This window comes from Streptomyces sp. MAI_2237, from assembly GCF_054189285.1.
Window position 1 is genome coordinate 1,032,490 of record NZ_JAJPGQ010000002.1, and the last position, 13,357, is coordinate 1,045,846.

16 protein-coding genes, 1 tRNA gene and 1 pseudogene are annotated in these 13,357 nt (G+C 69.0%); 6 read left to right on the forward strand and 12 right to left on the reverse strand.

Translation table 11 applies throughout. From position 1 onward, the window contains the following. Positions 1-12: 12 nt before the first annotated feature. Positions 13-342 carry a DUF3618 domain-containing protein gene (locus LN251_RS09445; RefSeq protein ID WP_058925062.1) on the reverse strand — a complete coding sequence of 110 codons (330 nt, stop codon included), beginning with the start codon at positions 340-342 and terminating at the stop codon, positions 13-15. Positions 343-442: 100 nt separating this feature from the next. Between LN251_RS09445 and bcp the strand changes: the two genes are divergently transcribed. From bcp to LN251_RS09460, 3 genes are all read left to right on the forward strand, one after another. Beyond that, positions 443-910, forward strand: coding sequence for a thioredoxin-dependent thiol peroxidase (gene bcp, locus LN251_RS09450; protein ID WP_362989000.1), 468 nt, complete (start codon positions 443-445; stop codon positions 908-910). 139 nt (positions 911-1,049) lie between these two features. Further along, entirely contained in the window at positions 1,050-2,051 is a 1,002-nt protein-coding gene (locus tag LN251_RS09455) for an HNH endonuclease (RefSeq protein WP_458244013.1), read from the forward strand. A 51-nt stretch (positions 2,052-2,102) separates the two neighbouring features. After that, positions 2,103-2,187: transfer RNA gene (locus tag LN251_RS09460), tRNA-Leu, on the forward strand. Positions 2,188-2,243: 56 nt separating this feature from the next. Here LN251_RS09460 and rdgB read toward each other — a convergent pair. The 4 genes from rdgB to LN251_RS09480 form a co-directional block, all read right to left on the reverse strand. Further along, positions 2,244-2,846 (reverse strand): RdgB/HAM1 family non-canonical purine NTP pyrophosphatase, encoded by a 603-nt coding sequence (rdgB, locus tag LN251_RS09465; RefSeq protein WP_458244014.1) that lies wholly within the window; start codon positions 2,844-2,846, stop codon positions 2,244-2,246. A 34-nt stretch (positions 2,847-2,880) separates the two neighbouring features. After that, positions 2,881-3,315 carry a hypothetical protein gene (locus LN251_RS09470; protein ID WP_458244015.1) on the reverse strand — a complete coding sequence of 145 codons (435 nt, stop codon included), beginning with the start codon at positions 3,313-3,315 and terminating at the stop codon, positions 2,881-2,883. Between the two features lie 143 nt (positions 3,316-3,458). Further along, positions 3,459-4,196: a ribonuclease PH gene (gene rph, locus LN251_RS09475; protein ID WP_458244016.1), complete on the reverse strand. Its 738-nt coding sequence runs from the start codon at positions 4,194-4,196 to the stop codon at positions 3,459-3,461. 144 nt (positions 4,197-4,340) lie between these two features. Continuing rightward, positions 4,341-4,574, reverse strand: a complete 234-nt coding sequence (locus LN251_RS09480; RefSeq protein WP_058925056.1) for a glucose PTS transporter subunit EIIB — start codon at positions 4,572-4,574, stop codon at positions 4,341-4,343. A gap of 128 nt (positions 4,575-4,702) precedes the next feature. Here LN251_RS09480 and LN251_RS09485 point away from each other — a divergent pair, with 128 nt between their 5' ends. Together LN251_RS09485 and LN251_RS09490 are read left to right on the forward strand one after the other, a co-directional pair. After that, a complete protein-coding gene (locus LN251_RS09485) occupies positions 4,703-5,995 on the forward strand; it encodes a PTS transporter subunit EIIC (RefSeq protein WP_458244017.1) in 1,293 nt (430 codons plus the stop codon). Between the two features lie 136 nt (positions 5,996-6,131). Continuing rightward, a pseudogene (locus tag LN251_RS09490) lies at positions 6,132-7,383 on the forward strand (PTS transporter subunit EIIC). A 66-nt stretch (positions 7,384-7,449) separates the two neighbouring features. Here LN251_RS09490 and LN251_RS09495 read toward each other — a convergent pair. Beyond that, positions 7,450-8,202: an MBL fold metallo-hydrolase gene (locus tag LN251_RS09495; protein ID WP_058925053.1), complete on the reverse strand. Its 753-nt coding sequence runs from the start codon at positions 8,200-8,202 to the stop codon at positions 7,450-7,452. A gap of 231 nt (positions 8,203-8,433) precedes the next feature. Between LN251_RS09495 and LN251_RS09500 the strand changes: the two genes are divergently transcribed. Further along, positions 8,434-8,886 carry a type II toxin-antitoxin system PemK/MazF family toxin gene (locus LN251_RS09500; protein ID WP_249836905.1) on the forward strand — a complete coding sequence of 151 codons (453 nt, stop codon included), beginning with the start codon at positions 8,434-8,436 and terminating at the stop codon, positions 8,884-8,886. A gap of 7 nt (positions 8,887-8,893) precedes the next feature. Here LN251_RS09500 and LN251_RS09505 read toward each other — a convergent pair whose 3' ends face one another. The 6 genes from LN251_RS09505 to LN251_RS09530 form a co-directional block, all read right to left on the reverse strand. Continuing rightward, positions 8,894-9,844 carry a PLP-dependent cysteine synthase family protein gene (locus tag LN251_RS09505; protein WP_458244018.1) on the reverse strand — a complete coding sequence of 317 codons (951 nt, stop codon included), beginning with the start codon at positions 9,842-9,844 and terminating at the stop codon, positions 8,894-8,896. A gap of 5 nt (positions 9,845-9,849) precedes the next feature. Beyond that, complete coding sequence (locus tag LN251_RS09510; RefSeq protein WP_200700721.1) at positions 9,850-10,128, reverse strand: MoaD/ThiS family protein; 279 nt, start codon at positions 10,126-10,128, stop codon at positions 9,850-9,852. Positions 10,129-10,240: 112 nt separating this feature from the next. Then, on the reverse strand, positions 10,241-10,342 hold the full coding sequence (locus LN251_RS09515) for a putative leader peptide (protein ID WP_351574676.1): 102 nt from the start codon (positions 10,340-10,342) through the stop codon (positions 10,241-10,243). A 132-nt stretch (positions 10,343-10,474) separates the two neighbouring features. Continuing rightward, the gene (locus LN251_RS09520; RefSeq protein ID WP_458244019.1) at positions 10,475-10,897 is read right to left on the reverse strand and encodes a Mov34/MPN/PAD-1 family protein; all 423 of its coding nucleotides are present in this window, start codon (positions 10,895-10,897) and stop codon (positions 10,475-10,477) included. A gap of 74 nt (positions 10,898-10,971) precedes the next feature. Further along, positions 10,972-12,402, reverse strand: a complete 1,431-nt coding sequence (locus LN251_RS09525) for an amino acid permease (RefSeq protein ID WP_458244020.1) — start codon at positions 12,400-12,402, stop codon at positions 10,972-10,974. 346 nt (positions 12,403-12,748) lie between these two features. After that, positions 12,749-13,351: a DUF2017 domain-containing protein gene (locus LN251_RS09530; RefSeq protein ID WP_458244021.1), complete on the reverse strand. Its 603-nt coding sequence runs from the start codon at positions 13,349-13,351 to the stop codon at positions 12,749-12,751. Positions 13,352-13,357: the final 6 nt, after the last annotated feature.

Below are 13,357 nucleotides of genomic sequence, written 5' to 3' on the forward strand. Positions count from 1 at the left end.
TACAGCTCTCGCTCAGCCTTTGCGGCGCCGGGTACCGAGGGCCAGCAGGCCCACCAGGCCGACGGCGACGAGCGCGACGGGCACGATCCGCTCCAGGCGCGGCGCGCCGTCCTCGTCCACGAAGCGGGACCGTACGTCGCTGACGGCCTTGTTCACGCCGACGTAGGCCCGGCCCAGCGTGTGGTCGATATTGGACACGACCTTGGCCTTGGCGTCGCCGACGATCGTCTTGGGGTGCACCCGCACCCCGATCTCGTCGAGGGTCTCGGCCAGCACATCGCGTCGGCGCCTGATGTCCGCCTCGATCTGCGCCGGGGTTCTGGTGTCCGACGTGTCCGCCACGGTTGCGCCTCCGAAGTCAGCCGATGCCTGTTGCTGTTCTGGACAGTCTGTCAGTTCCGTCGTCCGCCGCACTGTCAGGACCCCCGGTTACGCTGGTCCGATGAGCGAGCGACTCCAGCCGGGGGACGTGGCCCCCGACTTCACCCTCCCCGACGCCGACGGCAACGACGTCTCCCTGTCGTCCCACAAGGGCCGCAAGGTCATCGTCTACTTCTACCCGGCGGCCCTCACTCCAGGCTGCACCAAGCAGGCGTGCGACTTCACGGACAACCTCGACCTCCTGGCCGGCGCCGGCTACGACGTCATCGGCGTCTCCCCCGACCAGCCGGAGAAGCTGGCGAAGTTCCGCGAGAAGGAGTCCCTGAAGGTCACCCTCCTCGCGGACCCGGAGAAGACGGTCACCGAGGCCTACGGCGCCTACGGCGAGAAGAAGAACTACGGCAAGACCTACATGGGCGTCATCCGCTCCACGATCGTCGTGGACGAACAGGGCAAGGTGGAACGGGCCCTCTACAACGTCCGAGCGACAGGCCACGTAGCCAAAATCATCAAGGACCTGGGCATCTGAGGCCCTCCAGCAGAACGAGCGGCCCGCACCGGGGGAGACCCCGGCACGGGCCGCTTCTCGCTTCCAGGCGTGACCGCCGCACGAACTGATCGTTACTCCGTACGAGCCACGAACACACGGCCGGAACGGAGGGGGCTCGATGGGCACCAGCGCATACACCAAGGAGCGGCTCGCACCGATCGTTGCCGACGCTCGTAACTGGGCCGACCTGATGCGGCGGCTCGGCCTGAGAGCGAGCGGAGGACAGCGGCGTGTGCTGCAGGAGAAAGTGGCCGAGCACGGACTCGACACGAGCCACTTCGTCAAGCGCAGCCCGTGGCGCAAGTACCCGGACTCCTCCATCGCCGAAGCCGCCGCCTCGTCGTCCTCGCTGCGCGAAGTGGCACTGAAGCTGGGCGCCACGCCGGCCACCGGCACGCTGTCGCACATCCGCCGCCGCATCCACGCGGCGGGCATCGACATCAGCCACTTCCCCGGCATGGACCGGCCCGACCTGGATCTGCCCTTCACCGCTGAAGAGCTCCGGTCGGCCGCGGCGGCGGCGACCAGCGTACGGGGCGTGGCCCGCGCCCTGGGTGTGCCGGACGACAGCCGCTCACGGGCAACCCTGAACCGCATGCTGCGCGCGCAGGACATCGACACAGGACACTTCTCCCACCACCGCGTAGCGCTGCCCGAGGCCAGGCTTCGCCACCTGATACAGCACTGCACGAGTTATGCCGAAGTGATGCGCGGCCTCGGCCTGGACGTGACCGACACCAACCATCGACGCGTCCGCCGCGCGGTGAATCGGCTCGGCCTGGACACGAGCCATTTCAAGCGCCGGTCGTGGGCGCGTCCGGAGCGCCCCGCTCCCGAGTCCGTCTCTGGCCGGGTACTGGTGGTCCTGCCTCCCGATGCGGGACGCACCAGCAGAGCTCAGCTTCACCGCGCCCTGACCGAGATCGGGGTGCCGTACGCGTGCGAGACCTGCGGCAACACCGGCGTGTGGCTGGGCCGGCCCATCACCTTGCAGATCGACCACGTCAACGGGGACTGGCGCGACAACCGCCGCGAGAACCTGCGGTACCTGTGCCCCAACTGCCATGCCCTGACGGAGACCTGGTGCCGCCAGAAGGCGAAGGTGACTTTCGCCGCTTGATTTGTCTACCCGTACACTGAGCCCGTCGGTCGAGCATGATGACCGCTTTGGGCGGCGGTGGCGCAACGGCTGACGCAGCAGGTTTAGGTCCTGTGGCCCTTGATCGGGCTTGAGGGTTCGAATCCCTTCCGCCGCACCGAGAACGGCCTGTGCATCCGAGACACGATGCGCAGGCCGTCGTCGTACGTGCTCTCAGCCCAGCAGCTCCCGGACCACTGGTACCAGGGCGCGGAACGCCTTGCCTCGGTGGCTGATCGCGTTCTTCTCCTCCGGGGTGAGTTCCGCGCAGGTGCGGGTTTCGCCGTTCGGCTGGAGGATCGGGTCGTAGCCGAAGCCGTTGGTGCCCGTGGGGGCGTGGCGGAGGGTGCCGGGGAGGCGGCCTTCGACCACGCGCTCCCTGCCGTCCGGCAGGGCGAGGGCCGCGGCGCAGGCGAAGTGGGCGGCCCGGTGGGCCTCGTCGATGTCGGACAGCTGGGCGAGGAGGAGGTCCAGGTTGGCCTTGTCGTCGCCGTGCGTGCCGGCCCAGCGGGCGGAGAAGATGCCGGGTGCGCCGCCGAGGACGTCCACGCACAGGCCCGAGTCGTCGGCGACGGCGGGCAGGCCGGTGGCCTGGGCGAGGGCGTGGGCTTTGAGCAGGGCGTTCTCGGCGAACGTGACGCCGGTCTCCTTGACGTCGGGGATGTCGGGGTAGGCGTCCGCGCCGACGAGGTCGTGGGGCAGGCCGGCGTCGGCGAGGATCGCCCGGAGTTCGGTGATCTTCCCGGCGTTGCGGGTGGCGAGGATCAGGCGGGTCATGGCGACCAGTATCGCGGGCCGTCCGTCGGCTCCGTCAGGTGGTGCAGACCTTGGTCAGTTCGCCGGCGGCGTCGGTGACCGGGCTGACGTCGGGGGTGTTGTCGCCGTTCTTGATGGCGGCGCGGACGTTGTCGACGGCCTTGCCGAGGTCGTCGACCGCCTTGTTGACGTCGGCGTTGTCGGTCTTGTCGCCGATCTTGTCGAGGTTCTTGTCGATGGAGGCGAGGGATTCGTCGAGCTGGGTGGGGTCGTTGGAGGCGTTCTCCACGGCCTGCTGGAGGTCGGTGACGCTGTCGGCGATGGTGTCGGCGGTCTGGACGCAGTCCAGGGCCTTGTCGACGGCGTCGCAGCCGGTGGTGAGGCCGGCCGTGAGGGCGACGGCCGCCACGGCCGCGAGGGCGGTGGCGATGCCACGGCTGCGGGCACCCCGGTCGCGTCGAAGACTGCGGCGGCCTCGGCTGACGGCCATGACTGTGGTCCCTCCCTCTGCTCGGGCCCCGGTGGCCCCGCACTGGTCGGGCGCACGGCGGTGTGCCGTGCGCCCGCATTCACTGGGACGCCGGGGCGGGCGCCGGGGGTTGCTTCTCCGGCGGCCTTTCCTTGGCGTTCCCTTTACTTTTCGAGGACCGTATCAAGTGCCTTGCGCTGGAGGGCGGCGAGCTCGTTGCAGCCGGTGACGGCCAGGTCGAGGAGGGCGTTGAGTTCGTCGCGGGCGAAGGGCTCGGCCTCGGCGGTGCCCTGGACCTCGACGAAGCGGCCGTCGCCGGTGCAGACGACGTTCATGTCGGTGTCGGCCCGTACGTCCTCCTCGTAGCGGAGGTCGAGCAGGGGGACGCCGCCGACGATGCCGACGGAGACGGCGGAGACGGTGCCGGTCAGCGGCTGGCGTCCGGCCTTGATCAGCTTCTTGCCCTGGGCCCAGGCGACGGCGTCGGCGAGGGCGACGTAGGCGCCGGTGATGGCGGCGGTGCGGGTGCCGCCGTCGGCCTGGAGGACGTCGCAGTCGAGGACGATGGTGTTCTCGCCGAGTGCCTTGTAGTCGATGACGGCGCGCAGGGAGCGGCCGATGAGCCGGGAGATCTCGTGGGTGCGGCCGCCGATCTTGCCGCGGACGGACTCGCGGTCGCCGCGGGTGTTGGTGGCGCGGGGCAGCATGGCGTACTCCGCGGTGACCCAGCCCTCGCCGCTGCCCTTGCGCCAGCGGGGGACGCCTTCGGTGACGGAGGCGGTGCAGAAGACCTTGGTGTCGCCGAAGGAGACGAGGACGGAGCCCTCGGCGTGCTTGCTCCAGCCGCGTTCGATGGTGATGGGGCGGAGCTGTTCGGGGGTGCGGCCGTCGATTCGTGACATGCCGCTGAGCCTAGCCGCAGGAGCGGAAGCGGAAAGGGGCCCTCCCGTACGGAGAAGACGCATTCATACGGAGCGGGGTCGGCCCCGGTACGGCGAAGGCCCCCGCCGGTCGGGCGGGGGCCTCGGGGTGAACCGGCCGGCGGTTCACATCATGTCTTCGATCTCCGCGGCGATCGGGTCGGCGTCGGTGCCGATGACGACCTGGATGGCGGTGCCCATCTTCACGACCCCGTGCGCGCCGGCGGCCTTGAGGGCGGCGTCGTCGACCTTGGCCGCGTCGACGACCTCGGTGCGCAGGCGGGTGATGCAGCCCTCGACCTCTTCGATGTTGTCGATGCCGCCGAGCCCGGCGACGATCTTCTCTGCCTTGCTGGCCATTTCGGTCTCCTCACGCACAGTTGGCCCAACTTCGCGAGCGATTGTGCCGTGTGTACCGAAGGATGACGTCACAGCAAACCCACTCGTCCACGACTGGTCTACACCACACGACAGGCGGTCGCCAACCGATGACCACGAACGCCGAGGTGAGCCCGGGCCGCGCCCGCTGGAACAGGGCGTTTCAGGGACTGCAGAAGATGGGTCGCAGTCTGCAGCTGCCGATCGCGGTGCTGCCGGCCGCGGGCATCCTCAACCGCCTCGGCCAGCCGGACGTGTTCGGGGCGGACGGGCTGGGGTGGGACAACGTCTCGAAGGTGATGGCGGGCGCGGGCGGGGCGCTGCTCGACGGTTCGCTGGGGCTGCCGCTGCTGTTCTGCATCGGCGTGGCGATCGGCATGGCGAAGAAGGCGGACGGGTCGACGGCGCTGGCGGCGGTCGCCGGGTTCCTCGTCTACCACAACGTGCTGCTGCAGTTCCCGAAGGACTGCCCGCCCGGTTCGAAGGCGCTGCCCGGTATCGGCTGTCAGGCGACGGTCGACCAGTCGGTGGTGGGGTTCACGTACCAGAACCCGGGGGTGTTCGGCGGCATCGTGATGGGGCTGCTGGCGGCGTTCTTCTGGCAGCGCTACCACCGCACGAAGCTGGTGGACTGGCTCGGCTTCTTCAACGGCCGCCGGCTGGTGCCGATCATCATGGCGTTCGTGGCGATCGCGTTCGCTGCGCTGTCGCTGTGGGTGTGGCCGCCGATCGGCGACGGTCTGGAGAGTTGCTCCAACTGGCTGAAGGATCTGGGTTCCTGGGGTGCGGGTGTGTTCGGTGTGGCCAACCGGGCGCTGCTGGTGGTGGGGTTGCACCAGTTCCTGAACGTGCCCATCTGGTTCCAGTTCGGCAGTTACACCAAGCCGGACGGCACGGTGGTGCACGGTGACATCAACATGTTCCTGGCGGGCGATCCGCACGCGGGCCAGTTCACGTCGGGGTTCTTCCCGATCATGATGTTCGCGCTGCCGGCCGCGGCCCTGGCGATCACGCACTGCGCCCGGCCGGAGCGCCGCAAGGAGATCGGCGGCCTGATGCTGTCGGTCGCCCTGACGTCGTTCGTCACGGGCATCACAGAGCCGATCGAGTACTCCTTCCTGTTCGTGGCGCCGGGGCTGTACGCGATCCACGCGCTGTTGACGGGTGTGTCGATGGCGGTGACGTGGGGGCTCGGGGTGCACGACGGGTTCAGTTTCTCGGCCGGGCTCATCGACTACGTCATCAACTGGAACCTGGCGACGCGGCCGTGGGCGATCGTGCCGATCGGTCTCGGCTTCGCCGTCGTGTACTACGCGATCTTCCGTTTCGCGATCACGAGGTTCGACCTCACGACTCCCGGAAGGGAGCCGGAGGAGGAGCGCGAGGACGTCACCAAGGCGTAGCTCCGGGGGCCTTCGAGACGTAGCCCACCGTAGTACCACAGTCACGGGAATCGCGGGTTCCTTATGCCACCTTCATCGTGCTACAACAGGTCTACACCACTGAGTGGTGTAGACCACCACCCGATGGAGGAAGTCTATGAGCACCGCCACCGCGCCCACGGCGGCCCCCACGAAGAAGTGGGGATCAGGCCTGTTTCAGGGCCTGCAGAAGATCGGTCGCAGTCTGCAGCTCCCGATCGCCGTACTGCCGGCCGCGGGCATCCTGCTGCGCTTCGGCCAGCAGGACATCCACGACAAGCTGCACCTGCCCGACAAGGTCACGGCGGTCTTCGCCACGGCGGGCGGCGCGATCTTCGACAACCTGCCGCTGCTGTTCTGCATCGGTGTGGCGATCGGCTTCGCGAAGAAGTCCGACGGCTCGACGGCTCTCGCGGCGCTCGTCGGCTTCCTGGTCTACAGCAATGTCCTCAAGGCGTTCCCGGTCACCGACGCGAAGATACTCAAGGGCGCGGACATAGCCGCGACCTACAACAACCCCGGTGTGCTCGGCGGCATCATCATGGGCCTGCTGTCCGCGGTGCTCTGGCAGCGCTTCCACCGCACCAAGCTGGTGGACTGGCTCGGCTTCTTCAACGGCCGCCGGCTGGTGCCGATCATCATGGCCTTCGTCGGTCTGGTCATGGGCGTCTTCTTCGGTCTGGTCTGGAAGCCGATCGGTGAGGGCATCTCCAACCTGGGCGAGCAGATCACCGGCCTCGGGGCCTTCGGCGCCGGCCCTGTTCGGTCTGATCAACCGCGGGCTCATCCCGATCGGCATGCACCAGTTCGTCAACTCCGTGGCCTGGTTCCAGATCGGCGACTTCAAGAACGCCGCCGGCACCGTCGTCCACGGCGACCTGACCCGCTTCTTCGCCGGTGACCCGACCGCCGGTCAGTTCATGTCCGGCTTCTTCCCGATCATGATGTTCGGTCTGCCGGCCGCCGCGATCGCCATCGCGCACTCCGCCCGCCCCGAGCGCCGCAAGGCCGTGATGGGCATGATGATCTCGCTCGCGCTGACCTCCTTCATGACCGGTGTGACCGAGCCGATCGAGTTCTCGTTCATGTTCATCGCCCCGGTGCTCTACGGCATCCACGCGGTGCTCACCGCCCTGTCCATGGCCGTCACCTGGGCGCTGGGCGTGCACGCGGGCTTCACCTTCTCGGCGGGCGCCATCGACTACGGGCTCAACTGGAGCCTGGCCACCAAGCCGTGGCTGATCATCCCGATCGGCCTCGTCTTCGGCGCGATCTACTACGTCGTCTTCCGCTTCGCCATCTCGAAGTTCAACCTCCCCACCCCGGGCCGCGAGCCCGAGGAGGAGGTCGAGGACCTCACCAAGGCGTAGGCCCCACCGCCGCACGAAGGCCCCCGGAGCTCCACGGCTCCGGGGGCCTTCGTCATGTCGTGGGCGTCAGATGTCGTACGACATCCTCGGCGTCGCCAGCTCCACCGGTCCCGCGTACGCGGCACGCGCGTCGGCCAGGTTGATCTGCGGGTCGGTCCACGGCGGGATGTGGGTCAGGAGCAGGCGCCGGGCGCCCGCCCGGGCCGCCGACTCCCCCGCCTCGCGGCCGTTGAGGTGCAGGTCGGGGATGTTCTCCTTGCCGTGCGTGAAGGCCGCCTCGCACAGGAACAGGTCGGTGTCGCGGGCGAGTTCGTCCAGCACGGAGGTCACGCCCGTGTCGCCGGAGTACGTCAGGGACCTGCCGCCGTGCTCGATCCGGATGCCGTACGCCTCCACCGGATGGGCCACGCGTTCCGTGTGCACCGTGAACGGGCCGATCTCGAACGTGGACGGCTTGACGGTGTGGAAGTCGAAGACCTCGCTCATGGAGGAGGCGGTGGGGGTGTCCGCGTAGGCGGTGGTCAGGCGGTGTTCGGTGCCTTCGGGGCCGTAGACGGGGATCGGGTCGCAGCGGCCGCCGTCGTGGCGGTAGTAGCGCGCGACGAAGTACGCGCACATGTCGATGCAGTGGTCGGCGTGCAGATGGCTGAGGAAGATCGCGTCGAGGTCGTAGAGACCGCAGTGGCGCTGCAGCTCGCCGAGGGCGCCGTTGCCCATGTCGAGGAGCAGCCGGAAGCCGTCGGCCTCGACGAGGTAGCTCGAGCAGGCCGATTCCGCGGACGGGAACGACCCCGAGCAGCCGACGACGGTGAGCTTCATGAAACAGAAACCTCCGCTGGCTGGAAATCCAGAGAATCCAGAAGATCGGGGATGGGGCGTCGGGGGTCGTGCGGTCCGTCGAGCGTAAGGCGCAAAACCCCTCGTCGCTCCTCCGCCAAGGGCTGTTGTGGGCGAACTCACCTGTGGTGTCACCGGTTCGGCTGGAAGTGGGGCGCGTGAGACATCGGAGAGGGCGCGCGCCGAGCCGCGCGCCCCGGTACCGTCGTCCGCATGGACACGTCCTGGTGGCTGGCGCTCGCCGCGGTGGTACTGCTGGCGCTGGTCGCCACGCTCGTCGACGGCTGGGGACGCGGCAGGCGTCCAGAGGGGCGGCGGACACGGCCGCCGGGGCGGCCGGGCGAGCGGGGCCGGCAGCGGCCCAGGCCCGCCGAGATCTGGTGGGCCAACGTCCCCTTCGAGGACGGGCCCGGCAAGAAGGACCGGCCCTGCCTGGTGCTGGTGGTGCACGGGGAGCGGGCGACGGTCGCGAAGATCACCAGCAAGTACCACGACGAGCGGCCCGGGGTGATCGCGCTGCCTCCGGGGGCCGTGGGCGACCGTCAGGGGCGGGCGAGTTTCCTGGAGACGGACGAACTGCGCGAGGTGCCGGTGTGGGAGTTCCGGCGCCGGGCCGGTGTGGTGGACCCGGTCCTGTGGGACCAGGTCCGTCACCTCGCGACGTGAGACGCGCCTACGCCCAGAGCTGTCCCTGGAGCGTCTCGATGGCTTCCTCCGTCGTGGCCGCCGTGTAGACGCCCGTCGACAGGTACTTCCAGCCGCCGTCGGCGACGACGAACACGATGTCGGCGGACTCCCCCGCCTTCAGGGCCTTGTTGCCGACGCCGATGGCCGCGTGCAGGGCCGCGCCCGTGGAGACGCCCGCGAAGATGCCCTCCTGCTGGAGGAGTTCGCGGGTGCGGGTGACTGCGTCCGCGGAGCCGACCGAGAAACGGGTGGTGAGGACGGACGCGTCGTACAGCTCGGGTACGAAGCCCTCGTCGAGGTTGCGCAGGCCGTACACCAGGTCGTCGTAGCGCGGTTCGGCGGCGACGACCCTGACGTCCGGCTTGTTCTCGCGGAGGTAGCGGCCGACGCCCATCAGGGTGCCCGTCGTGCCGAGGCCGGCGACGAAGTGGGTGATGGAGGGCAGGTCGGCGAGGATCTCCGGGCCGGTCGTGGCGTAGTGCGCGCCGGCGTTGTCGGGGTTGCCGTACTGGTAGAGCATCACCCAGTCGGGGTGCTCGGCGGCGAGCTCCTTGGCGATGCGCACGGCGGTGTTGGAGCCGCCCGCGGCCGGGGAGGGGATGATCTCGGCGCCCCACATGCCGAGCAGGTCCCGGCGCTCCTGCGAGGTGTTCTCGGGCATCACGCACACCATGCGGTAGCCCTTGAGCTTGGCGGCCATGGCGAGGGAGATGCCGGTGTTGCCGGAGGTCGGCTCCAGGATGGTGCAGCCGGGGGTGAGCCGCCCCTCCTTCTCCGCCTGCTCGATCATGTGCAGGGCGGGGCGGTCCTTGATCGAGCCGGTGGGGTTGCGGTCCTCCAGCTTGGCCCAGATGCGGACGTCCTCGGACGGCGACAGCCGCGGCAGGCACACCAGGGGGGTGTTGCCCACCGCGGCGATCGGGGAGTCGTAGCGCATGGGGATCAGGCCATACCGCCGGCCACGGCCGGCAGGATCGTGACGTTGTCGCCGTCGGCGAGCTTGGTGTTGATGCCGTCGAGGAAGCGGACGTCCTCGTCGTTCAGGTAGACGTTGACGAACCGGCGCAGCTCGCCGCCGTCCACGATGCGGGCCTGGATGCCCGCATGCCGGGTCTCGAGGTCGGCGAAGAGCTCGGCGAGGGTGTCCCCGGTGCCCTCCACCGCCTTCTGACCGTCGGTGTAGGTGCGGAGGATGGTGGGGATGCGGACCTCGATGGCCATGGCTCAGGGCTCCTGTCGGAAGTTTTCGGCTGGTCGGTGCGCGCGCGGCAGCGCAGTACTGCGGGGGTGGTGCGGTGAGGCGCCGCGGCCCACGGCCGTACGGCGGCAGGGGTCAGCTCGGACAGAGGGCGCTGTTCAGCCTGCACAGGTCGACGTGCAGCCGCGCCACGAGCAGGGTGCCCGGCGTCTTTTCGCTCACGTCGTTGAAAACCATGCGGTCATCGTATCGATTCCCGGTCCCCGACCCGGAGTGTGATCTCACACTCCGGACGCATTCCGACCGGCTGCTGAGACCACCCTGCTCAGGCGGACGCCGGTGTCACCGGTCGGGCCGGGTGTACGGGGCTCAGTATGCCTCGACGACGGTGACCTCCTCCTCGGTCACCTCGCCGTCCACGATCCGGAAGGAGCGGAACTGGAACTCGCCGAGGCCGTCGGTGTCGGCGGTGGAGACCAGGACGTAGTGGGCGCCGGGCTCGTTGGCGTAGGAGATGTCGGTGCGGGAGGGGCGGGCCTCGGTGGCCGTGTGGGAGTGGTAGATGACCACCGGCTCCTCGTCGCGGTCGTCCATCTCGCGGTAGAGCTTGAGCAGGTCGCCGGAGTCGAACTCGTAGAAGGTCGGCGACATGGCCGCGTTGAGCATGGGGATGAAGCGCTTGGGGCGGTCCGTACCGGCCGGCCCGGCGATGACGCCGCACGCCTCGTCGGGGTGGTCCTTGCGCGCGTGGGCGACGATCTGGTCGACGAGGGCCTGGGTGATGGTCAGCATGCCGGCAAGGATAAGCAGAGGGGCCGCCCCGTACCGAAGGGTGGTACGGGGCGGCCCACATGCTGAACGGGAGGTCAGCCGACCTTCTCCAGCTCCGGCTCGCGCCGCTCCGCGACCTGCGGGTTGCGGGCCTTCAGCACGGCCCAGCCGACGCCCAGGGCGGCGGCCCAGCCGGCCATCACGTAGAGGCAGACCCGTGAGTCGGCGTCGTAGGCGATGAGGCCGGTGACGAAGAGCAGGAAGACGATGGCGATCCAGCTGCACACCGCGCCGCCCGGCGCCGGGAAGGCGGAGGCGGGCAGGCGGCCGGCGACGACCGCGCGGCGGTAGCGGACGTGGCTGACGAGGATCATCAGCCAGGTCCAGATGCCGGCCGCGGTGGCCACCGAGGTGACGTAGCCGAAGGCCTTCTCCGGGACGACGTAGTTCAGGACGACGCCGATGCCCATGAAGAGGACCGAGACGGTGATGCCGAAGGCCGGCGTCCTGGTCGAGGAGAGCTTCCGGAAGACCGCCGGGGCCTCGCCGTTGTCGGCGAGGGTGCGCAGCATGCGGCCCGTGGAGTACATGCCGGAGTTGCAGGAGGACAGGGCCGCGGTCAGTACGACGAAGTTGACGATGCCGGCGCCGGCCGGGATGCCGATCACCGCGAACGCCTTCACGAAGGGGCTGACGCCGGCCGCGAAGTCGGTCCACTTCACCACGCACAGGATGACGGTGAGGGCGCCGACGTAGAACAGCGCGATGCGCCAGGGCAGGGTGTTGATCGCCTTGGGCAGGGTCTTCTCGGGGTTCTCGGACTCACCCGCGGTGACACCGACGAGCTCGACGGCGAGGTAGGCGAACATGACGCCCTGGAGGGTCATCAGGGACGAGCCGATGCCCTTGGGGAAGAAGCCGTCGAACTGCCAGAGGTTGGCGACCGAGGCCGTGTCACCGGCGTTGCTGAAGCCGAGGGTGAGCACGCCGAGGCCGATCACGATCATGCCGATCAGGGCGGTGACCTTGACCATGGAGAACCAGAACTCGAGCTCGCCGAAGACCTTCACCGAGATCAGGTTGACCCCGAAGAGGATCACCAGGAAGACCAGGGCCGTCACCCACTGGGGGACCGCCGGGAACCAGTAGTTGACGTAGATCGCGGCGGCGGTGAGCTCGGCCATGCCGGTGACGACCCACATCAGCCAGTACGTCCAGCCGGTGAAGTAGCCGAAGAACGGGCCGAGGAACTCGCGGGAGTACTCCGCGAAGGAGCCCGAGACCGGGCGGTACAGGAGCAGTTCGCCGAGCGCCCGCATGATGAAGAAGACGATGGCGCCGGCTAGGGCGTACATCAGGATGAGGCTGGGACCGGCCTTGGCGATGTTCGCCCCGGCTCCCAGGAAGAGGCCGACGCCGATGGCGCCGCCGATCGCGATCATCTGGACCTGGCGGCTGCCGAGTCCGCGCTCGTACCCCTCTTCGGAGGTCTGCTCCGAGCCTGTGTCGACCTGAGCGGAGGTCATGTGTGTGGTGCGCCTTTCTCCATGCCGACCCGGGCCTCTCGTCGGCCTCGGATCGGGTCTCGATCCCCCCGGACTGAAATGGAGCTGAGCGGGCCTGAGGACCGCTCGTGCCAGGCCGACGGTCGTCGGCGCTGTGGCGCACCCGGCCGAACATTCGGGTGGTGTTCGCCGGGCGGTCGTGAAGATTTATCACGGCCGCACCGCAGATCACCGGGGGAACTTGTGGCGCATCACACAAGGAGAAGGGACCAAACAGCGCAGAAAACGGACACACCCGGCCGGACCGGTGACTCGATCGTTATCCGGATTTGAGCGTCCTCTGAGCGAACACGAAACCCTTCACTTTTCAGGGCAGGAGGGTGTTCACCAGCGTCTCCTGGAGCCCGCCCAGCCACAGATAGGCCATCACCATGGGCTTACGGGGGTCGTCGTCCGGGAGCCGGTAGAGGGCGTCGGTGTCGTCCTCGTCGGTGATCTCCAGCCGGGAGCCGATCGCCAGGCGCAGGTCGTTGAGGGAGCTCAGCCACTGCCGGGACTGCTCGACGGACAGCTCCAGGACCGCTCCGCCGTCGGCGGCCGGGATGAGCGCGTCGAGGGTGCGCACGACCGTGAGCGCGTTCTCCCGCTTGCCGGCCCGCAGGTCGTTCTCGGTGTAGCGGCGGAACTCGGCGGAGTGGGCCTGCCGCTCCCGGGCCTCCTCGGGCGCGGGGGTGCCCTCCGGGTCGCTGTAGGCGTCCGGGAAGAGCCGCTTGAGCACGGGGTCCTTCGGCGGTTCGCTCGGGCCCTCGGCGAAGAGCTCCGCGAGCGGGTCGTCGGAGGCGTCGGCGCCGGGTCCGGGTCCGATGAGCTCCAGCAACTGGACGGCGAGCGACCGGATGATGGAGATCTCGACGTCGTCGAGCGCGACGGCCGCGCCGCCGCCGGGGAGCGGTTCGAAGTGTCCTGGCATGGAGGA